The sequence below is a fragment of the Paenibacillus sp. FSL W8-0919 genome (genome assembly GCF_038003785.1).
Classification (GTDB): domain Bacteria; phylum Bacillota; class Bacilli; order Paenibacillales; family Paenibacillaceae; genus Paenibacillus_AQ; species Paenibacillus_AQ lactis.
On sequence record NZ_JBBOPV010000001.1, the window covers coordinates 3,302,192 to 3,322,338 of the forward strand.

Annotated in this window: 24 protein-coding genes and 1 pseudogene; 19 read left to right on the top strand and 6 right to left on the bottom strand. The window is 49.3% G+C overall.

Annotated features, from left to right (window positions below; genetic code table 11):
* Positions 1-14: 14 nt before the first annotated feature.
* The 6 genes from NST44_RS14845 to NST44_RS14870 all read left to right on the top strand — a co-directional run bounded on the left by NST44_RS14845 (position 15) and on the right by NST44_RS14870 (position 5,495).
* Positions 15-560, top strand: a complete 546-nt coding sequence (locus NST44_RS14845; protein WP_210094753.1) for a GrpB family protein — start codon at positions 15-17, stop codon at positions 558-560.
* Positions 561-752: 192 nt separating this feature from the next.
* Positions 753-1,448 carry a response regulator transcription factor gene (locus tag NST44_RS14850; protein ID WP_007127936.1) on the top strand — a complete coding sequence of 232 codons (696 nt, stop codon included), beginning with the start codon at positions 753-755 and terminating at the stop codon, positions 1,446-1,448.
* A complete protein-coding gene (locus NST44_RS14855) occupies positions 1,445-2,965 on the top strand; it encodes a sensor histidine kinase (protein WP_340900017.1) in 1,521 nt (506 codons plus the stop codon). Before NST44_RS14850 ends, NST44_RS14855 begins: the two co-directional genes overlap by 4 nt.
* A 212-nt stretch (positions 2,966-3,177) precedes the next feature.
* On the top strand, positions 3,178-4,383 hold the full coding sequence (locus NST44_RS14860; protein WP_340900018.1) for a WD40 repeat domain-containing protein: 1,206 nt from the start codon (positions 3,178-3,180) through the stop codon (positions 4,381-4,383).
* A 65-nt stretch (positions 4,384-4,448) separates the two neighbouring features.
* Entirely contained in the window at positions 4,449-5,135 is a 687-nt protein-coding gene (locus tag NST44_RS14865; RefSeq protein WP_007127939.1) for a stalk domain-containing protein, read from the top strand.
* A 213-nt stretch (positions 5,136-5,348) separates the two neighbouring features.
* Positions 5,349-5,495, top strand: a complete 147-nt coding sequence (locus tag NST44_RS14870) for a hypothetical protein (protein ID WP_007127940.1) — start codon at positions 5,349-5,351, stop codon at positions 5,493-5,495.
* Between the two features lie 192 nt (positions 5,496-5,687).
* On the opposite strand, the gene NST44_RS14875 is transcribed toward NST44_RS14870, so the two are convergent.
* Positions 5,688-5,951 (bottom strand): hypothetical protein, encoded by a 264-nt coding sequence (locus NST44_RS14875; protein ID WP_007127941.1) that lies wholly within the window; start codon positions 5,949-5,951, stop codon positions 5,688-5,690.
* Between the two features lie 358 nt (positions 5,952-6,309).
* Between NST44_RS14875 and NST44_RS14880 the strand changes: the two genes are divergently transcribed.
* Together NST44_RS14880 and NST44_RS14885 are read left to right on the top strand one after the other, a co-directional pair.
* The gene (locus tag NST44_RS14880) at positions 6,310-6,795 is read left to right on the top strand and encodes a GNAT family N-acetyltransferase (protein WP_340900019.1); all 486 of its coding nucleotides are present in this window, start codon (positions 6,310-6,312) and stop codon (positions 6,793-6,795) included.
* 25 nt (positions 6,796-6,820) lie between these two features.
* Positions 6,821-7,264 carry a GNAT family N-acetyltransferase gene (locus NST44_RS14885; RefSeq protein ID WP_210094747.1) on the top strand — a complete coding sequence of 148 codons (444 nt, stop codon included), beginning with the start codon at positions 6,821-6,823 and terminating at the stop codon, positions 7,262-7,264.
* A gap of 236 nt (positions 7,265-7,500) precedes the next feature.
* Here NST44_RS14885 and NST44_RS14890 read toward each other — a convergent pair whose 3' ends face one another.
* On the bottom strand, positions 7,501-8,964 hold the full coding sequence (locus NST44_RS14890; protein ID WP_340900020.1) for an endonuclease/exonuclease/phosphatase family protein: 1,464 nt from the start codon (positions 8,962-8,964) through the stop codon (positions 7,501-7,503).
* 279 nt (positions 8,965-9,243) lie between these two features.
* Between NST44_RS14890 and NST44_RS14895 the strand changes: the two genes are divergently transcribed.
* From NST44_RS14895 to NST44_RS14925, 7 genes are all read left to right on the top strand, one after another.
* Complete coding sequence (locus tag NST44_RS14895; RefSeq protein ID WP_251537425.1) at positions 9,244-10,227, top strand: phosphotransferase; 984 nt, start codon at positions 9,244-9,246, stop codon at positions 10,225-10,227.
* A gap of 160 nt (positions 10,228-10,387) precedes the next feature.
* The gene (locus NST44_RS14900; protein ID WP_251537427.1) at positions 10,388-11,650 is read left to right on the top strand and encodes a LamG-like jellyroll fold domain-containing protein; all 1,263 of its coding nucleotides are present in this window, start codon (positions 10,388-10,390) and stop codon (positions 11,648-11,650) included.
* A gap of 221 nt (positions 11,651-11,871) precedes the next feature.
* The gene (locus NST44_RS14905; protein ID WP_210094744.1) at positions 11,872-12,324 is read left to right on the top strand and encodes an NUDIX hydrolase; all 453 of its coding nucleotides are present in this window, start codon (positions 11,872-11,874) and stop codon (positions 12,322-12,324) included.
* Between the two features lie 53 nt (positions 12,325-12,377).
* Entirely contained in the window at positions 12,378-12,743 is a 366-nt protein-coding gene (locus NST44_RS14910; protein WP_210094743.1) for an NUDIX domain-containing protein, read from the top strand.
* Between the two features lie 93 nt (positions 12,744-12,836).
* Positions 12,837-13,427, top strand: coding sequence for a hypothetical protein (locus NST44_RS14915; RefSeq protein WP_251537429.1), 591 nt, complete (start codon positions 12,837-12,839; stop codon positions 13,425-13,427).
* Positions 13,428-13,732: 305 nt separating this feature from the next.
* The gene (locus NST44_RS14920) at positions 13,733-14,239 is read left to right on the top strand and encodes a hypothetical protein (RefSeq protein WP_244152633.1); all 507 of its coding nucleotides are present in this window, start codon (positions 13,733-13,735) and stop codon (positions 14,237-14,239) included.
* Between the two features lie 289 nt (positions 14,240-14,528).
* Positions 14,529-15,047 carry a DinB family protein gene (locus NST44_RS14925; RefSeq protein WP_210094740.1) on the top strand — a complete coding sequence of 173 codons (519 nt, stop codon included), beginning with the start codon at positions 14,529-14,531 and terminating at the stop codon, positions 15,045-15,047.
* Between the two features lie 505 nt (positions 15,048-15,552).
* Here the strand turns inward: NST44_RS14925 and NST44_RS14930 are convergent.
* The 4 genes from NST44_RS14930 to NST44_RS14945 form a co-directional block, all read right to left on the bottom strand.
* On the bottom strand, positions 15,553-15,921 hold the full coding sequence (locus tag NST44_RS14930) for an iron chaperone (RefSeq protein WP_007127953.1): 369 nt from the start codon (positions 15,919-15,921) through the stop codon (positions 15,553-15,555).
* A gap of 205 nt (positions 15,922-16,126) precedes the next feature.
* Positions 16,127-16,525, bottom strand: coding sequence for an SRPBCC family protein (locus NST44_RS14935; RefSeq protein ID WP_007127954.1), 399 nt, complete (start codon positions 16,523-16,525; stop codon positions 16,127-16,129).
* Positions 16,522-16,851 (bottom strand): ArsR/SmtB family transcription factor, encoded by a 330-nt coding sequence (locus tag NST44_RS14940; RefSeq protein ID WP_007127955.1) that lies wholly within the window; start codon positions 16,849-16,851, stop codon positions 16,522-16,524. Before NST44_RS14940 ends, NST44_RS14935 begins: the two co-directional genes overlap by 4 nt.
* A 119-nt stretch (positions 16,852-16,970) precedes the next feature.
* Positions 16,971-17,678 carry an FAD-dependent oxidoreductase gene (locus NST44_RS14945; RefSeq protein ID WP_340900021.1) on the bottom strand — a complete coding sequence of 236 codons (708 nt, stop codon included), beginning with the start codon at positions 17,676-17,678 and terminating at the stop codon, positions 16,971-16,973.
* Positions 17,679-17,871: 193 nt separating this feature from the next.
* Between NST44_RS14945 and NST44_RS14950 the strand changes: the two are divergent.
* The 4 genes and pseudogenes from NST44_RS14950 to NST44_RS14965 all read left to right on the top strand — a co-directional run.
* A pseudogene (locus NST44_RS14950) lies at positions 17,872-18,159 on the top strand (GH36 C-terminal domain-containing protein); the annotation flags it as partial.
* A 131-nt stretch (positions 18,160-18,290) separates the two neighbouring features.
* A complete protein-coding gene (locus NST44_RS14955; RefSeq protein ID WP_007127958.1) occupies positions 18,291-18,962 on the top strand; it encodes a GAP family protein in 672 nt (223 codons plus the stop codon).
* 26 nt (positions 18,963-18,988) lie between these two features.
* Positions 18,989-19,798 (top strand): MerR family transcriptional regulator, encoded by an 810-nt coding sequence (locus NST44_RS14960; protein ID WP_040737896.1) that lies wholly within the window; start codon positions 18,989-18,991, stop codon positions 19,796-19,798.
* Positions 19,773-20,033: a 2TM domain-containing protein gene (locus NST44_RS14965; RefSeq protein ID WP_007127960.1), complete on the top strand. Its 261-nt coding sequence runs from the start codon at positions 19,773-19,775 to the stop codon at positions 20,031-20,033. The genes NST44_RS14960 and NST44_RS14965 overlap by 26 nt, the downstream gene beginning before the upstream one ends.
* The last annotated feature ends 114 nt before the right edge of the window (positions 20,034-20,147 follow it).

Sequence of the window (20,147 nt, forward strand, 5' to 3'; positions counted from 1 at the left end):
ATAGGAGGACTAATATGGAAGAGGTTGTAGTCATGGACTACGAGCCGGAATGGCGGCATGCTTTTGCGCAAGAAAAAATAAAGATATTGTCCGCTATGACAGGTCTTGAGGTCCGCATCGAACATATCGGCAGTACAGCGGTTCAAGGATTGGGAGCCAAGCCGACGATTGATATCATGGCAGGCGTTAGTGAACTGGGGCTAGTGGATGAGCGCTATATTCGGCGCCTGGAGCAGATCGGTTACGAATATGTCCCCAAACCGGAGTTCCCTGAGCGTATGTTTTTTAGACGGGGCCTGTGGCGGGCCGGGACGCATCATCTGCATATCTACCGGTATCAAGGGAAGCACTGGGCTGATCAACTTTTATTTAGGGAGTATTTGAAAAAGGATACTGCGACGCGCGAACAGTATTTTAACTTAAAAAAGGAGCTTGAGGCACAGTTTAAGCATGACCGGGTAAGCTATACGAACGGGAAGGATGATTTTATCCGCTCCGTCATTGAGAGGGCCAGGCAAGATTCGGATTGGGTGCGCCAGCTTGATATCGGAGGGGAGTAGCATGCCAACAACCGAAAACGGGGGATATCCTGATCGTGTGGAGAAAGGACTTATTGCTGTACGCGGAACCCGTCTGTATGTCGAATTGTCTGGTGGGTCAAAGGATGCGTAACAAACGAAAGATGAAATCCGCTCACAAATATGCTATACATAGAGCAACGAAAGGCGAGTAAAAAGGAGCTCATTAAGCTGATGACAAAAATACTTGTCGTAGATGATGAATTTAGTATAGCCAGCGCGATTGCTTATGCATTGCGCAGGGAAGGCCACACGGTTGAAACGGCCGGAGACGGTCAGGAGGCGCTTGATCGCGTCGAATCGTTCGATCCGGATGTCATGGTGCTTGATGTCATGATGCCGAAGCTTAACGGATATGATGTATGCCGGCGGCTTGGCGATCGTCAGCGGCCGGCGATCCTGCTGTTGACGGTAAAAGATGACATTGTCGATAAAGTGCTGGGCCTGGAGCTCGGCGCCGATGATTACATGACCAAGCCGTTTGATATGCGGGAGCTTATTGCCAGGGTTAAAGCCTTGTCCCGGCGCAGCCGAGCGCATGAAACGGCAGAAGCGCCTGCTTCTCAAGAGAAGCTCGTCCGTCTTGCCGGCCTGTCGATTAACTTGTTAAGCCGTACCGTTCAGGCCGATGACAAGCAGCTGGAGCTGACGCCGAAGGAGTTCGACCTGCTGGCATTGCTGGCGCGAAATCCGGAGCGGGTATTTTCCAGAGAAGATTTGCTCGAGCAGGTGTGGGATATGGGATTTGCGGGCGGAACGCGAACGGTGGATATTCATGTACAGCGCCTTCGGAAAAAGCTGGGCGATTGGCATGAAGTCATTCAGACCGTATACGGGATCGGCTACAAAAGCACGGAGAACCCGTCATGAGCCAAGCCCGGCTGCGCATTGGCCTGAAATGGAAGGCGGCGCTTCTGCTTGCCCTGCTCCTCATCTCGATTCTCGTCGTGCTGAGCTCGCTGGTGCTCGCAGGCATAAGGGAGGACCAGCGCGTCCGTCTGGAGCATACATTCGCTCAGGAAGCGGAGGCGGCCAATGTACGGACGCATCAGGACTATCTAGTGAACGCCAACCGTTCGCCGGACGACTATATGGAGCTGTCGGGCCAGCAGCTGGCGGTGGATCTCGGCGCCCGAAGCGGGATGGCGGTCACGCTGTATAAGCTTGACGGTACGCTTGCCGGCACGTCGCTGCCGTTTCAGCCGAAGGCGGATGTTCAGGATGCGTTGACCTATACGGCGAAAGGAAGGTCGGCTTACATAACGGAAGGCGACCAGCTATTATACTTGGCCCCCCTCTATCTGATGGACGAGCAGATCGGTACCATTCAGTTTCACGCCTCCCTTGCGGAGCAGCATGCATTCTATCATCGGATCCAGAGATTGTTTGTCGTCACCGGAGCGGCGGTATTGATTGCCGGATTCCTCATCGGCTATCTGTACGTATGGCGTCAGGCGCATATCATCGGCAAGCTGAATAGGGCCGCACAGAAGATCGGCGAAGGAGAGTATCTGAACGAACCGACGGTAAGGCGGGGGGATGAGCTTGGCGAGCTGGCTCAAGGCATCTACGAGATGAGCGGCAGAATCTCCTCCTCGGTCCGTCAGCTGACGGAGGAGAAGCAGAAGCTGCTTGAGGCCGTTGCAAGATTGGAGGAGCTGGAACAGCAGCAGAAGCAATTTATCGGGAACATCAGCCATGAACTGAAAACCCCGCTCACCTCCATTATCGCATACGCGGATCTGCTTGAAATGTACCGGGACGATTCGGATTTATTGGAGGAAGCGAGGGAGCGGATTCGCGAGGAGGCGGGCCGGCTGTACAGCCTGGTGGAGAAGTCGCTTCAGCTGTCGTCTCTGGATATTTATGATTTTCAAACAAAGGCCGAAATCGTTCAGATCGTGCCCATCCTGCATGAGGCTGCTGAACGACTTCAAGCCAAGGCGGAGCAACTGAGCGTGACCATTCATACCTCGCTGACGGAAGGAACGGTTTGGGCAGATCCGGACAATTTGATGCATATCGTGCTGAATCTGCTGGATAACGGGGTGAAATACAACAAGCCCGGCGGAACCGTAACGATTGCCAATCACCGCGCTGTGGACCCGCAAGGCGCGGAGCAAATGGTCATTACGATCAAAGATACGGGAATCGGCATACCGGAGGAAGCCAAGGACAGGATTTTCGATCCGTTCTACACGGTAAGCAGCGACCGGTCGAGAGCCCGCGGCGGGACGGGGTTAGGATTGTCGCTTGTACGCAGCCTGGCCGAGAAACAGCACGGCACCGTGCAGCTGATGCATTCAGGCCCAGAAGGATCTGCCTTTGCCGTTACCCTTCCGATTCACCGGCCCGATACAGCACCGGATTATTTGCTCGAGAGTTAGCTCAGACTTGTATTAAGGTCTGGGCTTTTTTTATCTTTATTGGATCGTTACCGCTGGATGATCAGCGATGTTTACAAGTTCGTTACAAGCCGGATATGTTTTGGAGATATCCGTTCTTTATACTTAAGCTCAGGCAGGGAAACATACGGCGGCTGCCGGATTAAGAGGACAGCGCCGAGCTCCTTGGCAAAGGGCATAGGAGGAACCAGCTTATGAAGCGTCATGTAGGACCACTTGGTTTGAGGCTGCTCGCCACGTTTGTCGTCATGTCGTTGATCGCAGCATGCCAGTCGCAGGGACGGCTGACCGTTGTCGAACCGGGCGGCAGTCAACCTCCAGAGCAGAGCGCACCGGATTCGGGAGGCAGGCAAGGGGATCGTAAACTTACGGTCGTGGAGGGATCGTCCGGGCCAAATGATCAGCAGCTAATAGTGGACGGAACGCATCGGATATCAGCTGCAAATATCGAAGCATGGCTGTCGAAGGACGAGGTTCGAATTACAGTGACGGAAATGGTAAAGGAGGCTGCCGAAACGGAGGAGCCGGAATTTGCGTACACCTCGGCGACCGTGAATTTAAGTACCGGTGAACACCGCGAGCTTTCGAAGCGGGAGATACAGCCGCCCGCATCACAACTCGTCAAAGAACAAGTTTCGCCGGATGGAAAACACAGCTTCATCCAGAAGTGGAGGGATAAGTACACGGCCGACAATTTTATCAAGAATCTGCAAACAGGAGAGCTTATAACGATCAAAGGCGACAATTACATGGAGATCGGTGGCTGGCTGGATTCAGATACGTACGTGCTGGCTGCCGGTTCAATGCAAGGGAGAGGGGATGTCCGGCTTATTGCATCAGACGGCTCCTATTCGGTCATGCAAATTGAGGATGAGCATGTTGAATCCTACCTTTCGTTCGGTGCGAGCAAGGGGCGGATCTATTACACGGATATGAACCATGTTCTTAAGGTTATTGAACCTGGTCAGACGGAGCCGGTGCATTTGATCGATCATGTGTGGAGCTTCGAAATCTCCCCGAATGGCGAATATATCGCGGTAACGACGACGGCGGAGTCCGCTGGGGATGAGGGCAGTGAGCTGTTGATCTATGACGCGTCCGGCAGCTTGCAGGGCTCCCTGATCGGCAAAGGGAACTTGATATCCTATGTATCTTGGTCAGCGGATTCAACAAAACTTGCCTTCGATGTGTATTCCGAGAATGAGAGCGGGATGAATGGCGTATATGTGTTCGACACGGCTTCCGGGAAGGTGACTTGGCTGGCCCCTTACTATTCATCGGTTCATCCGGCAGCGCACCCTGTATACCCACTCAGCTGGAGCCCCTCCGGAAAGAAACTTGGAATTACGACGGAGGATAAGGAGAGCTTGCTGGTGACACAGGTTGTTGAGTTTAGATGATTGTTCCAAAATAAAAAAATGTAAAAATATGGATTATATTTATATCAGAAAGGGATGATGAGATCATGAAGCATAAAAAATCGATCATAACACTGGCTGTATTGGGAATGACCTTAAGTGGAGCTGCTGGCGTATTTGCAGGGGCAAATCTGCAGAAAATTACTGCGTACTTGAACCACAGCATCAGCATCAAAGTGGATGGCAAGGTCTATGATACGAGCAAAAATATGACGCCAATCACGTATAAAAATACGACCTATCTGCCGGTGCGGGCGATTGCGGATGTGCTGGACGTACCGGTTCGGTATGATGCAATGAACCGGCAAGTGGTGATCGGGACCGGGACGGATCAAGGTCAGTCCAACGAGCTTGTACCTGTACAATACAGTGAAACGCAGCTGCGGGAAATCCGGAATGCGTTCGCAAAATTCGATGGCTTTGAAACAGCGTATGCTCCTGCTCAAATGGTGAAAGGGGACGCCTATCGTAAAACGGGGGCCTCGGGGGATGGAGTTAACATCATGTTCGAGCACATGACGGTCAATATCTCGCCAAGAGACTATTCGCACGGTTATGATAGCAAGCCGGTCACTTTATCCAACGGTACGAAGGCAAAATGGTATACACCGGACGATACCGCATTGCTCGGTTTTCAATTGGATGACCGATTCGTCACGCTTAGCTCTCCGGATCACTCTCTAAGTCAATCGCAGCTGGAAAAGATTGCGGTCCATGTTGTCAAAACGAAATAACGGAGACCCATTTCAATGGAGAAAATTTGCCTGCAAGCACCTGAAACGGTTAGCCTTGCAGGCTTTTTTTGACGTAATATTTCCTGGGCAATCTGAATCAAATTTGGGAAGGAAGTATGATATGATGTAATGTAATGGAAGGGTAGAATTTGCATAATGTTGTAAATTTAGTATTTTAATAGAAACGATTGATAGAAAGGATATGAATGCGAAATGATGACTTTAATTGTTATTTTATTGTTCGTAGGATTGGCAGGCATCATAAGCAACCAATATTCCGGGCTGCGCCGAATGGAGCGGATGCAGCGTTCGCTTGACCAGCTGAATCAACAACTGCAGGATTTGAATCGTAAAGAATAGCTCAGAGATTTCCATGAACAAATGTCGACTAGGCCTACGAACGAGCCTCCTAAACTGACTCTGCCTGATGAGGCGAACGCTTATTTGAGGTAGGAGGAGTTGCTCACGACCTCCTTTGCATCGTCCCTGGATGTCTATTGGATTGCAGCCTTAAACAGCGGAAGGAGCAGCATCATGCTGCTCCTTCTGTGATTATCTTTCACGCTGTAACAACAGGTACCCGCTAATCGGGGAGGTTTGCTTGCGGAATACGATTTTAAATCCTACATCGTTATCCAGTAAGCAGGCCAGCGCTGTACGAAGCAGGGCATTCGGTCTCAAATCGCTGCGGCAAGGGGCAGCGCTGCCGATCACGCGGGCTGCGACGATTCGGCGGGCGGAGCCGGGAACCAGAGGGTTTCTTGACCAGCTGATCAGCACCAGGTCTGGCTGAGGAACGGCATTGACTTGACTCATTGGCTTCACCTCAATATATGAAAATAGGATTTCCATATATTAAATGAGAGGTTTATAGAAGATGTGCTACGCTAGGGTGGAAATTGGATAATCATGAACAAACAACACGACGATATTAGATCTGCAGAGGGACGGAACGATGTATTTTGGCCAGATGTTGATTTATCGGTTTGTTGTTGAAAAGATACCCTGGATATTTCATTCTCCTTGCACACAGGTTAGGTATCTTTTAAACCGTTTGATCCCGGCTTTGAAGGGCTCCCTTATGCTATGATGTGCTTAAAGGCCGATTTCCTTCATTGGAATAAATGAACGTGATCGCGGCTGAAACACATGATCGCATATCAAGGGGGATTCCATGAATATCGAGCTTAGGCCGGTGGATGCGAACAACTGGGAAGCGTGTATTCAACTAAAAGCCAAGCCGGAGCAGGCCGGCTTTATTGCCTCTAATCTTTATTCAATCGCCCAGGTTCAGTTTCTCGAGGGATTTGTGGCGATGGCTATTTATGCGGAAGAGACGATGGTCGGATTTACGATGTATGGACCGGATGAGGATGACGGTAACTACTGGATTTATCGATTGATGATCGATGCGAAATACCAAGGGCGCGGGTATGGCAGGCAAGCCCTCCATCAGGTTGTCGATCAAATTCGATCGAAACCAGACCGAACCGATGTTATCATGCTGAGCTATCACCCGGATAACAAGCATGCCAGCGCACTCTATGCGCAAGCGGGATTCGAGGAAATCGGAATCATGCCTTGGTCGATGGGGGAGGTTGTGGCCAAGCTTGATCTTTCGGGCAGCCTGAGCGCTGGAAATGAATCGAAGGACAACTAGATTGATGCGAAATGAGGATGAAACTATGACAATAGCGTATCATCGGGTAACGACAGAAGATGCAGCGGTTTTATCCGCATTGTTCACAGAATTTGTCGGGAAGGAATCCGATATAGAAGCGATGAAGCAGCAAATCGAACGACTATCCGCGAAGCCGGAATATTATGTAGCCGGCGCTTATCGGAATGAGAAGCTGGTCGGGACTGCCATGGGTATCGTATGCATAGATCTTGTGGGGAACTGCAAACCGTTCTTGCTCATTGAGAATGTCGTCGTTTCACCAGATGCCCAAGGGAAAGGAGTCGGGAAAGGATTAATGCAGGAACTGCAGCGTTTTGCCGAAGAGCATCAGTGCAATTATATGATCCTGGCTTCGAGCAACGAGCGGGCGGATGCCCATCGCTTCTATGAGTCGATCGGATTTGCCGGAGCCAAACGAGGCTTTATGAAAACCTTAAATGCGGGTTGAACAATGCAATGAATGGCTGGCGGCAGGATGGCTTGGAACACTTATCTCCCCCTGCAGCGGGTCGATTCGACCGCTGAGGGGGAGGTTTGTGTTAGCCTGCTTTTTAGTCATTATTAGGCTCTTATTAAGGATCCGCTTTCCCTTAGCTCCCCTGCAGGGATTGAAAGTTTAGGGATGTTTTCCTTTTAAAAAGGGAAAGGCTGAAGCCTGCTTCGGACAGGGCGTATCCGGGAGGATTATGGTGTTCCCGGCGTAGGAAGCTGATGCGTTGCGCCTTTTTGCATCAGGCTTGACAGCGACTCGGGCTCGAGATAGGTTACGGATTCGTTGACTCCGACATCGAGCCCTCCGTTATTGTACATAATCCCAATCTGATGAGTGCCTGCCGGGGACGCAATCCCTAATGCGCGGCCGTTCGTAGCCGTACCGTTCAAACCTTGATTATTCCCGGGCGTGAAGACGGCCAGCAGCTGCGACGGGTCCAATGTCTCTTCGGTAATTCCGTAGTTTTCTAGAAAATCCTGCATCGTCAGCTCATAACAGCAGGGCTGTTTCTTAATCCAGATGACCTTGGTTTCACCTGGGCGCAGGGTCGTGTCCGTACTGTACTGATCCTTCGTGATCGTCCAGCGATTGGATTTGGATTTATCGAATGGCCGGGCAGGATCGTAGTAGTAATAGATTTGATATCCTTCCAAATCGATGGTACGGTCCGTCGGATTAAACACCTCGACATAATTGTAGTTCCCCTGCTCGTTCGAGTTCGCAACCACCTCGGTGATGTGAAGGGGGGGCGTCAAGGGCTGTTTCGGCACCGTATCCTCGGTTGTTTTGCTTGCTTTTTGCAGGATGGCTTCGATCATGACAGGATAGTGGTCGCTTGGATACTGGCCGTTCTCGTGCTCGTCGATGATCGTGCTGTGCAGGACATTCCACCCTGTGCTGTGCAGAATCCAGTCGATGCGGTTATCGCTGCCTCCACCGGTGGGATCCTTGTAATTGTGGAACGTTCCCAAGTGATCGTTGGTCCGTTTTTTGGCACTGAGATGACCGTCCATCAGTCCGCTGCCGGTAAATATCGAATGCGATTCGCTGCCCGGCCGCGTATTGAAGTCCCCGGTGATCACAACCGGGATGTCCTTGTCAAAGGCTGCAAGCTTATCCATGATCAGCTCAGCGCTTTTCTGACGGGAGTTCTCCGATTGATGGTCAAGATGCGTATTCACCATATAAAAGGTTTTGCCGCTGCGCAGGTCCTGGAAACGAACCCAAGTGACCATGCGCGGAATTTGGTTGCCCCAGCTTGCCGAGCTGATGATCTGAGGCGTATCCGACAGCCAGAAGTGGGACTGCTCCAGGGGCTTCAGCCGTTCCTTGTTATAAAAAATCGCCATATACTCCCCTAAGCTTCCGCCCTCCCGTCCAACGCCGATCCAGTCATAACCGGGAAGGTCAGACTCAAGATCGACGATTTGTCGGTGTAGGCCTTCTTGGGTCCCGATGATGTGCGGCTGCTGGTTCAAAATCAGTTGCTTCATAACGGGACGCCGCTTCTCCCAAGGCTGGCTGTCATTGGCCGCATAGCGCAGATTAAAGCTCATAATCCGCAAGGGGCCAGATGAAGCTTCTGTATCTTCCGCTGCATACGGTTCTCCTGCTGCAGCCAGCGATCCGGTCGAAAGTAACATGAGCACGATCATAATTGGGGTTATCCTCCTTGCCCACTTCATTCATCCTCTTCCTCCTTTTATCTTATGGACGTTCGATCACTCCGATGACGAAGGCCCACCTCCTTTCTTATTCGCCCTTATCATAACCCATGTTGGCGGGGCGTCGTATTTACATTTTTTTAGGTTTTGACCGCTTTTATATATTGTAAGCTTCGCAGGTACGTTAATGATCAGAAGGAGCGGAACGTCTCCATGAAGAATAGGTCCTGTGTGATAAAAAAACATGCTCGGTAGGAGTTGGTTATAACGGTGGAGCAGGTTCAAGCGGATAGGATGATTTTGGAGGATTTACTTGTTTCGATTCAACGCGACATGGGTCTTGTCGTTCATGAGGCGATTTCGATTCGCCGGGGCTGGCTGAATCTGAAATGGAAATTGGAGACGGATCAGGGGACATATCTTCTGAAGCAATATAACCGGGAACGATTTAAGCTGTATGATGAGGAAGTGCTGCTGATGGCGTTCTCACAGCAGATCCGCTTGCGAACTAGAGGGGTGAAATGCCCGGCGTTGCTTACGAATGAGGGACGTTATTTCCTGAAGTCGGATCAGGGCGAGCGTTTCATGGTTATGGAATTCTGTGAAGGGCAGCTGGTTGCTCCCGGGGGAACGAATGCCGATCAAATGCGGGCGTTGGGGAGAGAGGTCGCCCTCATGCATCGGGTATTGAACGATGGCTCGCTCGGAGTGAAGGACAAGCCGCAATTCGTTCCCCCTAGCCGCATGGAGCGTCTTGACTATTGGAAGAGAGTCATGGAGCAAGCCGCGGAGAGTGAGATCCCGGAAGTACTCACGGCCCTGGAAACCCAGTATACTGCAACGGAACGGTTTCGGGATGAGTTGAACCCCATGCAGCCCGGATGGGCTCATCGCGATGTGTGGGTCGATAATTTGTTGTTTCGACCTGCAGGGGTGGCGGCCATTCTTGATTTTGACCGGCTCAACTACGATTATCCGCAGCTGGATATCGCACGCGCCGTCCTATCATGCGCGCTCCATTCGGAGCTGGATGTAGTCTTGGTTTCCGCCTTTATGGAAGGCTACCGTGAAGAACGGGAAGTGCCGGAAGGCTATCTCGTTCAAGGCATTCGCTGGCTGTGGTATATGGAGAGCGTGTGGTGGGTCAACGCTAACATTCTTGAGCATCAAGGGCCGCCTGCCCGTTTTGCATGGGAAATGGACTGGCTTGCGAAGCATTTGGACATGCTGCCGGAGCTGCTGGAACAGGTATGAGAGCTTTTGAAGGAGGGAACCTGTGGGCGGCTGTTTGTTTGCAACAGTTCAACCGGAAGTTGAGAAGGGGAGAGCGATTGCTCTACTTCCGCGTTATACACCTTCGATTAGGCATTGGTAATAGTGGATTCATCAAAGGAAAGTGTGGTGGTCTTGCAAGATGGATCAGGCGTACAATGTGATAAGCGGAAATATTGTCAGACTCAGAAAACAGCTCGGTTTGACACAGGAGCAGCTGGCCGGGAGGCTCGGGGTTACCTATCAAGCGGTCAGTAAGTGGGAGAATGGACAGTCTTGTCCGGACATTATGCTCATCCCGCTGCTTGCTGATCTGTTTGGCATCACGATTGATGAATTATTCGGCAGGTCGGAATATGCCATTGATTTGCGCAGCGGGCTTATCCTTGAATATCTGTTTAACAAGGAGGTTAAGGATAGCAGCGGCGGCGGGCACCATGGTTTGCAGTCAGAGGTAAGCTACGGCCCGGATCGGTTCGGTCGAAAAGAGAGTGCCTTGACTTTGGATGGGAAGAGAAGTTTCGTTGAGATTAGGCAGCCGCCGACTCTTCCTCAGGAAGCATTCTCGATCTCCGTGTGGTGTCGTTATGACGAGCAGACCGTGTTCCGGGGCTGGCATAGCGCTATCCTCTCTCAGGACGGGCATAACCGGAATCGGGTTCTTCAGCTTAGCACGAAGGATACGGGCATCGTCTTACACGGCTTCCTGCGTGAGCCGGATCTCTCATTCCCGGCCAAGATTGTAAAGGATCAGTGGTATCATGTGGTGGTTACCTATTCAGTCTCCCGGTATCGGATGTACGTAAACGGCATTCTGAGCTCAGAACGACCAGGAAGCTTTACGCCTTGTCATCAAGAGCCGTTGTATATTGGCAGAAAATCGACGGACGAACCTTACTTCTTCTTTCGGGGCAGTATTGACGATCTTCGTATTTACAATCGAGCGCTTCATGCAGGCGAGGTGAAGGCCCTGTTCTATGAGGGGGGATTCAAGCCGATCCCTCTGTCATATGCGATGGAGGAAGAAACGGATGAGCCTGTTCTTGAGACTTTAGAGGATATCCGCATGACCTTTCCTGAGACGGAGCTTCACGCTGCTGCGGACTGGTATCGTACATACTTTGGTTTCAAGACATTAATGGAAGAACCGGGCTTTTACATGCTCACATTATATAACAGTCCAAATCTGATCTTGGAATGTGCTCCCCGGGGTAACAATGCCACATCCTACGAGGCTTCATTTATTTTCAAAACCAATCGGGAAATCGAGGAGCTGCGCACTTATCTATCAGCCGCTGGTGCGGCGGTTGAGGAGAGCCGGGATGAAGGCTTTGCCTGGTTTTTGGATGTAATCGATCCATTCGGCCGGAAGTGGATGCTCCTTCGTGAGAAGGAGACGATCTGAGGGGAAAGGAAAGAAGGGTCGGGGGCTGCCCGATTCCTATAGGGGATCGAGAGAATGCTTGCGATTCATGTTTGTTAAAGGTAAACTGGCGATATCCATCCAATTATTTAGAACTAGGAAGTTTGACGAACAATTATAATGAAAACTCACCTCAGAACCCGCCCGTGACATTTGGCCATAGGCGGTTTTTTTATGGTATGAGGCCGCTAGGAGGATCAGACATGGCAGACAACGGGAGAGTAATGGTGGTCAACGTATCCATCGTCCATGAAGACAGGGTACTTCTCATTCAGGAGAATAAACCTTTAGTAAGGCATAAGTGGAGCTTTCCAGGCGGTCGAATCGAGAAGGGAGAGCCTATTCAAGCGGCTGCCGTACGGGAAGTCAAGGAAGAGACCGGATATGATGTCCGGCTGACGGGAACCACCGGCGTATATGAGTTTATTAGCAGCTTGAACAGTCATGTCGTCCTGTTTCACTTTGTCGGGGAAATGGCAGGGGAGGCTCTTCGGCCTGCTCCGGATGAGATTCAGGATAGCCGCTGGGTACGACTGCAGGATCTTACTAGTGGACACATCGATTATCGGGACGCGGGGGTAATGCGGCAGATTTCCGACAATCTTCTGGCTGGTAATATATTGCCGTTAACGGTGTTTAATCCGTCCTTATTCTGAGCGTGTTTTTCGAGGAGAAATCTTAACTTGCAAAAGAGGAGCTGAACACAGCAATGGGAATGTCGGATTATTACAAAGCATTGAGAGAGAAGATTGGGAACCAGCTGATTTTTATGCCAAGCGTGGCAGGTATTATCCGGAATGAACAAGGTCATATTTTGTTTGGGCGTAAGCACCGGGAGTCCCAGTGGGGATTAATCGCCGGCTCGATCGAATTAGGAGAGCTGCCAGCAGATGCCATGGTCCGGGAGGCGAAGGAAGAGACGGGCCTTGACGTAATTCCTGAACGGATTCTCGGGGTCTACGGCGGAGAGGAGCGCCGGTATACCTATGGCAATGGACACCAGGTGGAGTATCTGACCATTGTGTTTGCATGCAAGGTCATTTCGGGTGAGGATAAAGTGGGCAGCATGCAGTAGGAGTTCGGATTGAAGCTAATGAGAAGGCTTTGAGTTGGCTGTGAATGGTGCGCGGTGAGGAACCGGCTAGCATGTAATGGGGGTGAGGAGATAATGTCATCTGAATATCAAGTAAGATGGAATCCGCATGCCCTCGTGCTCGGACTTATCACTGCTTTCTACCTGATCGCCTATGGAATCGGGATCCGGCTCATCTACCACCTTCAAGCCGAAATGACATTCGGCACGGTACTGTTTGCCTCGTTGCCAATCATAACGCTATGGTCTGCGCTTTATATGATCGCTCGGGTGTCATGGATAAAGCTGCATAAACAGCATTTGTGGTTTACTGCAAGCATCGGTGTGATTCTATTATTTTTCTCTTTATATGCCTTATCACAGACTCAGTCGGAGCATCGATTTGACTATAACCGATGGGTCGGTTATCCGGAACAGCGCGCACAGATGGTCGATGCGATGTTGAAGGAGCATGATCTGATCGGATTAACGCAAGCGGAGATCATGAATGCTCTCGGTGCTAACGATAATGCCATGTGGAGCGTGAATGAAACCGATCATGCTGTGTATAATCTGGGGGCCGGAAAAGAAGATGGACGAAACGAGTGGTTGTTTATCAAGTTTGATGATCATGGGTTCGTGCAAAGCATAGAGATTCTCACAAGACCGCCAATACCAAGAACGTAAACCGATTGGATTTATTGCGATGTGTAATGATCACCGATTCCGTAGGCACCAAGGAAGGCTTATCCATGAATCCTATGACCGATTGTTAGACGGATAGAGTATAGCCTACAAGGAAGTAGGTGTGTCAACCCAATAGGGTATCATGCACATCATAACGGCCGGGAAACCGGAGAATCCGCCGCTGCTCCTCTTTAACGGTACAGGAGATCATTCGGCTCTGATGTGGATCAACAACGCTAGGGTGCTGTCTGCCAGCTATCATGTGATCATTGCAGGTAAGCTTGAGCGAGGAGGGATAAATGAGGATGAAACGATATGCAGGTCTGTTCATCAATGCGCTGGTCTGCTTGATTCTGGTTTTGCTCGGAAATGCGATGACACCTAGACCCGGCGTCAGTTCAGGTAACGGGAATCCGGCTATACTCCTGCTCATCCCGCTTGGCATTCTTTTTTCGGTGTTGGTTTATCAATGGATTCGTATACTGAAAAATGTGAAGATGGCCCCCAGCGTTTCAAGCTTGCTGATTATAGCTCTTGCCGGCTATATCATTGCTGGATATGCCTATCAGCTGCACAGGCTCGACATTTACAGGGAGATCCAAGCAGCGGCATTCGAATCAAGATATGGTGAAGCAGACTGGGCTCATATCGAATCCATTACGGACGGTATTTTATCGATCCATATGAATAATCAGTTCTTTAATTGGAACACGTATTTCATGATGATTGCCTTCTCGCTTTTACTATGTTTTTTATACAAACTGATACAGGGAATGATGTACAGAAAGCAAGGAGCTTCCGCGAAGAAATAAATTTGTAAGCAGGGTGTATATAATTTCTGGGGCAAGTGTAGTAGGCGATAAGCTGGCTTTAATTTTATAATCCTGTAAACGGTAGTTTACCAAGTGATGTTAGCTTTCTTTCAAATAACTTTTTGGAAAACACCTAGCCGTCATTATGCTATAATTGGATCAGGTTAAGATCAGGAGGCGTTTAAGATGAAAACAACAATTATAAACGGGCAAACCAATATGGGGATTAATAACGCATAATTGCCCTTAAACTGCGTGTTTCCCCGTCTATACAAAGGGGAATATCGATTTGAAAGCATGGATTTTGCAGCAGTATGATTACCACGTATGGGCAAACCGTAAGGTTTGCGAATATTTACAAGGGCTTTCGGAGGAAGTATATCGCAAGAAGATTGTCAGTGTCTTTCCATCCATTTACGACACGATGGTTCACATCTATGTCATTGATTCCGGATGGCTGTCGTTCTTTAAAGCGGGCGGAGTCACGGAAATGTCGCCTGCGTATCTGGAGAATTTGAAGGAGTCGATCGATCGGCTTGTTGCGGAAACAGAAGGAAAGCGAATCGAAGAGCTCGGACAGTTAATGGATGATTTGGCGGTGCGATTCCGGCAGTTCATCGAGTTGCATGAAAATCTCGAAACCGTTTATCCGTCCGGAGACTTTAAAGCCAGATCCCTAGAATATATCCAGCATGTGGTTAATCACGGGACGTACCACAGGGGCAATGTAACCGCCATGCTTAGACAAATCGGACATCCCGGTACGCCTACCGACTATGGTTATTATTTGTACACCTTAAGCCATTAAGTGCACTAGTCTTGAAATGGAGAAAAGCCAGGAACTTCGCGTTTCGGGCTTATCTTCATTTGTCCCACCGCACCGTTTCCGTCATCGGCACAAGAGGAGGATTGTAGTCGCTTTCGTGTCCATTATTTATCCTGATTTGTGCCATTAGACAGCCTCGGCAGTAGAATTAAGCACCAATTGAAATACAAAATTCACCATGTTTTTTTTAACATATGAATTTCATATCAATTTAGCGCACACTCCTTGGGAGGAGTGTGCGCTTTTTTGCGGTCTGGAGGAGGATGTTCTATGAAACCATTTCAGTCGGAGGGCCGCTTGGCCTGGTTTACGGGACCTGACGGTATGGATTGTTGTATCATCGCACGCGATTAGATATGTTAGGCTAAACCATATAGCTAAGCTAATGTGTTTAGGCTATACGGGAGACCCGGTCCCCGGCATTTAGAAAAAAGTCTCAATCAGGATTCGACGGCTCGCCATGAACGGAATATCCAGTTTGCCCTATTTACCGCCAAAAGGTCGAACAGTCAGCTTTATCCATCATATTAAATTCGATCATTTTCTCAAGCAGTGAGAAATCAACCGGTTGATCCCACCGTATACGCAGCAATTCCTTGGTGTGACCATAGCCGGCTTGCGCAATTTCATCAGCGAATTGACTAATCCCGGCCCGTTCAGGGGAAACAGCCAGATGCTGTTTAGATACGCTAAAGCCAATAATATATGTGCCATGATCGGTAAACATGGGCTGATTCCATGCAATTTTAGGCACTAAATTAGGGAATTTCGAAGCGACCCAACCGATCACTTCTTCCGTTCGTGCACGATGCTGCGGGTTATCGATACGCTCTAAAAATTCTTTAAAAACTTCCATGTTGTACCCTCCTAAGATCAATACGTCAATCATTCGTTTTACAAACCTGAAAGAAATGAGAGCTTGCCGGCATGTCCAATACTACAGATATAAACCGGCCGCACACACGCAGCCGGTTTATTTGTTCGGGCTAAGCAAGGGTTCAAACGATCGTCCCAAAACTTAGCCATGGGAAGAGCAAGGCAAGTTTTTGTACTGAATGCGGTTATCCTTCCAGCACCTGCTCAAACTTGCCGAACCATTCTTTCCAGCCATATCTGGCCCCTTCGAGACCATGAACATGGGAGAAGCCCGTCTGTTCAAGATGAAGATTCACCCTTCCGTCCCCTAAATCCTGCAGCGTCCAGGTAACGGTATGCCGTTCGTCACCGGCAGCCCAGGAATAGGACAAGCGGGTTGGTTCCTCCACGATCAGCACTTCGCCGTCAACGATTCCGTCCCAATATTCGTTCGGCTCATGGCGAAACTGAAAACGATGCCCCACGACAGGCTTAAAGTCATTGGCCGTGATCCACTGTGCCAACTTGTTGGGATCGGTTAAGGCCGCCCAAGCCTTCTCGATCGATGTGGTGTACTGAAAATCCAGGGATAATACTAAGCTCAATGTTTCTCCTCCTCTAAAAGCTGGCCCAAGCGCAACATATTGGTCGTCCAGTATTTGCTGTAATAAGCCACCCAATCCTGGACTTCTCGAAGCGGAGCGGCGTTCAGCTTAAATCGTGTTTCTCTGCCTACTTTCCGGTCAAGCACCAGTCCGGCCTCTTTAAGAACGGTCAAATGCTTGGATACCGCGGTTCGGCCCATTGAAAACTGCGACGTAAGTTCATGAAGCGGTTTCTCGTCCGCCTGTGACAACAGATGAATCAGTTGGCGTCTAGTGGGATCTGCGATGGCGTCAAACACATCCCTTGATGAATGATTCTCTATCACGACAACCCTCCTAAAAGAATTGATTTTCGCTGTTAGTAATCTAAAGATGTTTGAGGGGACCGCCGTTTATATTTCACCACCTTTGCAGCATGGTTTCAAGTAAAGGTTTCAAAGATGAACTAATATCCAAAGAAGGCGTCCTTTTTAATATTCCGCTTGGATATATTTTGATTTAGTAAATAGCTAGAAATAGACTCCACCATGGACTTCGGTCCTGCTATAAAGTATTTACCATTGTTGTTATGTAAGGCTTTAAACCTTTCAATTTCCTCATGCAAGTCATCCCTTGAATCAAGATAAGCTACATTTAGTGAAGTTCGGGTAGCCAATTCATCAAGCTCATCTTTGTAAATATAAGCTTTATTGCCATCCAAATAGAGCAGTTTTTGCTGCTTCGCGTCTTTACTCCCCTCGGCCTCTAACTGCTTAAGGATTGACCGGTACGGTGTGATGCCAATTCCGCCTGCGATCAGCAGCGAGGGGCTGTTATCTTGGAGATAGAAGGACCCTACAGGAGCGCTCATTTTGATTTTCATGCCGGGCTTTAATTCTAGCAGTGCTTTCTTGAAATCGCTTGGGTTTTCACCAATACGAGTTGTGATTTTAACCATATTCTCTGCGGGAGCGGCAGCTAGGCTGAATGGTTTCGTAGGATTTTTGATGGTCTTATGCGTGATGCTAAACAAACCATATTGCCCTGCTTTCCAGGTTAAATCCTTATCTTTCTCAAATAGAAATGAATATACGTCTTCTGATTCTTTGCGGCTTTCCATCAATGGCAGCTCTCTCTTTTTGAATACGGCGAACATGTCTTGAAAAAAGCTCAATATCCCCAACTCCCTTACTTATTTTGGAACAGTTTACTTTGCTAATGCGGGCATCTGTAAAGAGCATGGTCTTTACCTATAAAAACGGTCAAGGCATTGGCAGCATGGCTGCTAATTGGACACCATTTGGTGATACTTCGATTTTAGGTCACCGTTTGGTGTCGTGTCAATATCATTTTTTAAAGGTGGCTTGTGGAACGGCCAGTATCGCCTAGACTCGCTTCGGCATAAAGGCGTAACAGCCGTGCAGTACGGCAGCGAAGACGGCGGCGACTAAGTGCTGTTTGCGTTCCTGCACAGCCAGAAGCTGGGCGAGCCGCTGCCGAGACTGCGGCTGACCGGGCTGCAAGCCGATCAGTCGTATGCCATTGAGGGGGTGGCCGGTACATGGAGCGGCAGGGCACTCATGAACATCGGGATCGAGCTGCCGCTGCGCGGGGATTTTGACAGCTTGGTGTACCGGATACAGATTCAACAATAGATCATATGTACCTGAACGAAGAACGCCGTGTTGTCTGATAGACCATGCGGCGTTTTTTTGCCGTTGACTTCCACGTTAACGTCAATGTTATGAATATATAGGATCGCATCATGACATAAGGGAGGGACGATATGTGGATTACCATCCTGGGATTGGCCTTGCTGGATAGCCTTAGCTTTGCATCGATCGTCGTGACGATTTTTTTGTTGTTATCTAACGCTTACCGTCCTCTTCGCATCATGGTGTATCTGTTGAGCGTAGCCGGTTTTTATATTTTGCTGGGCATCGCACTCATGAACGGAGCGGGGGCGATGTTTGAATTTTGGCTATCCGGGTGGAAGGAGCATGCTGCCATATCGTACATTCAGCTATTCCTCGGGGTCATCCTCGTGCTGATTGGCGTGCGGCTGGACAAAAAACCGAAAGGAAGGAGCTATAAGCTGGAACGAATCAGACCGCAGGATACGTATCTTTCCATGATGAAATTAGGAATCACGGTATCCATGATCGAGGCCGCGACGATGCTTCCCTTTCTGTCAGCCATCGGACTGATGACTACGCGCGGGCTCGAGGTTTATGAGTGGATGCCCATGCTGGCCGCATACTGTGCGGTTATGATTGCACCGCCGTGCTTGCTGCTTACGCTCCGATATCTAGTGGGAGACAAGGCGAACGGATTCCTGTCTAAAATTAATCGAAAAATCGAACCGTATACTCAAGAAGCTCTTGCCGTAATTGCTACCATCGCCGGAATCTATCTCATCAGCGACGCTTCGGATGTTGTATTCTTTAATGGAGAATGAGATATGGAAGATAAGGGAGCCTTGGCATGATGTATTCGATTGGAGAAATGATTCATAAAGTCAAGATCAGCCGCAGAACGCTGCATTATTATGATGAGATCGGACTCTTAAAGCCGACGATTTCAAGGGAAAACGGCTACCGTTATTACGATGATCAGGCCATCATCAAACTCCAGACGATCCTGTCCTTGAAATCCATGGACTATTCGCTGGAACAAATCAAAGCATTATTCGATGAACAAATACCGGAAGCGGAGTCGGATGCGGACCCGTGGGTTCCACTATTGCAAGCCCAGATCGAGCAGGCTTCGAAGAAGATCGATGATCTGAAGCGCAAGCAGTTTATATTGAGAGGCGTAATTCAAACGATTGAAATGTCGGGTAGGCGAAATGATGAGCATGTTTTTAATATCATCGAAAGAATCGACAGTCCGCATTTTGTGGATCACGAGATTCCGGCCACGTTTCCAGCCGATGTATTTACCGAAGAGGAGATCGACGCGCTGAGGGAGCTTCCCTTAATCGGGAGCGAGGACCCGCGCCTGTTAACGGCTTTGGAGCTTATCAAGAAGACTCGCAAGAGCATGCGAGCCGATGAAGACGCTCCTCTGGTGGAGGATTTGGCCGAACAATGGAAGGCATGCATATCCAGTTGGTTTAACGGCGATGAGGAACTACAGTCCAAATATTTTCGCTTCATCGACGCAGCCAGTCAGGAATCGCCGCTGATCTACGGCATGGATGAAGAAGTGGTTCGCTATATCGATCACATCATGGATCATTACACGAATCGGGGAGGTGACAAGGAACATGAATCTGGAAAAAGAATTCGGTAATCGTAAGGATTTCAAGCAGCATCTTGCCTTGTTCATCGTTGTTCACATCATCGTTAATTTCTGGCTGCGGATGGACACGCCGCTTTTACCTGGACTGCAAGAGTCCATTCTGACGGGGAAGATCTGGTTCTATCATGAGGAATCGGGGATATTCGTTACGATGATCTGGTTGATCCTTATCGTCGTCCAAGGCGTGTACGTATTCTTCCGAGGAAGCGACGTCAACAAAGAATAGGGCAAACTACTAACAGAATACCCTTACGTGTAAACCAATTCACGAATCCACAAATTAGCAATGATCGGTTGTTTTTCTATAATGTTTCTACACATTCAGGCCAATCCCAGTATG

Bases quoted from the DNA above. Each gene is read 5' to 3' on its own strand.
- NST44_RS14845 (WP_210094753.1), top strand. From the start codon at position 15: ATGGAAGAGGTTGTAGTCATGGACTACGAGCCGGAATGGCGGCATGCT.
- NST44_RS14915 (WP_251537429.1), top strand. From the start codon at position 12,837: ATGTCATCTGAATATCAAGTAAGATGGAATCCGCATGCCCTCGTGCTC.
- NST44_RS14880 (WP_340900019.1), top strand. From the start codon at position 6,310: ATGAATATCGAGCTTAGGCCGGTGGATGCGAACAACTGGGAAGCGTGT.
- NST44_RS14870 (WP_007127940.1), top strand. From the start codon at position 5,349: ATGATGACTTTAATTGTTATTTTATTGTTCGTAGGATTGGCAGGCATC.
- NST44_RS14900 (WP_251537427.1), top strand. From the start codon at position 10,388: ATGGATCAGGCGTACAATGTGATAAGCGGAAATATTGTCAGACTCAGA.
- NST44_RS14920 (WP_244152633.1), top strand. From the start codon at position 13,733: ATGAAACGATATGCAGGTCTGTTCATCAATGCGCTGGTCTGCTTGATT.
- NST44_RS14850 (WP_007127936.1), top strand. From the start codon at position 753: ATGACAAAAATACTTGTCGTAGATGATGAATTTAGTATAGCCAGCGCG.
- NST44_RS14965 (WP_007127960.1), top strand. From the start codon at position 19,773: ATGAATCTGGAAAAAGAATTCGGTAATCGTAAGGATTTCAAGCAGCAT.
- NST44_RS14905 (WP_210094744.1), top strand. From the start codon at position 11,872: ATGGCAGACAACGGGAGAGTAATGGTGGTCAACGTATCCATCGTCCAT.
- NST44_RS14910 (WP_210094743.1), top strand. From the start codon at position 12,378: ATGGGAATGTCGGATTATTACAAAGCATTGAGAGAGAAGATTGGGAAC.
- NST44_RS14890 (WP_340900020.1), bottom strand. From the start codon at position 8,964: ATGATCGTGCTCATGTTACTTTCGACCGGATCGCTGGCTGCAGCAGGA.
- NST44_RS14865 (WP_007127939.1), top strand. From the start codon at position 4,449: ATGAAGCATAAAAAATCGATCATAACACTGGCTGTATTGGGAATGACC.
- NST44_RS14960 (WP_040737896.1), top strand. From the start codon at position 18,989: ATGATGTATTCGATTGGAGAAATGATTCATAAAGTCAAGATCAGCCGC.
- NST44_RS14855 (WP_340900017.1), top strand. From the start codon at position 1,445: ATGAGCCAAGCCCGGCTGCGCATTGGCCTGAAATGGAAGGCGGCGCTT.
- NST44_RS14875 (WP_007127941.1), bottom strand. From the start codon at position 5,951: ATGAGTCAAGTCAATGCCGTTCCTCAGCCAGACCTGGTGCTGATCAGC.
- NST44_RS14955 (WP_007127958.1), top strand. From the start codon at position 18,291: ATGTGGATTACCATCCTGGGATTGGCCTTGCTGGATAGCCTTAGCTTT.
- NST44_RS14860 (WP_340900018.1), top strand. From the start codon at position 3,178: ATGAAGCGTCATGTAGGACCACTTGGTTTGAGGCTGCTCGCCACGTTT.
- NST44_RS14930 (WP_007127953.1), bottom strand. From the start codon at position 15,921: ATGGAAGTTTTTAAAGAATTTTTAGAGCGTATCGATAACCCGCAGCAT.
- NST44_RS14885 (WP_210094747.1), top strand. From the start codon at position 6,821: ATGACAATAGCGTATCATCGGGTAACGACAGAAGATGCAGCGGTTTTA.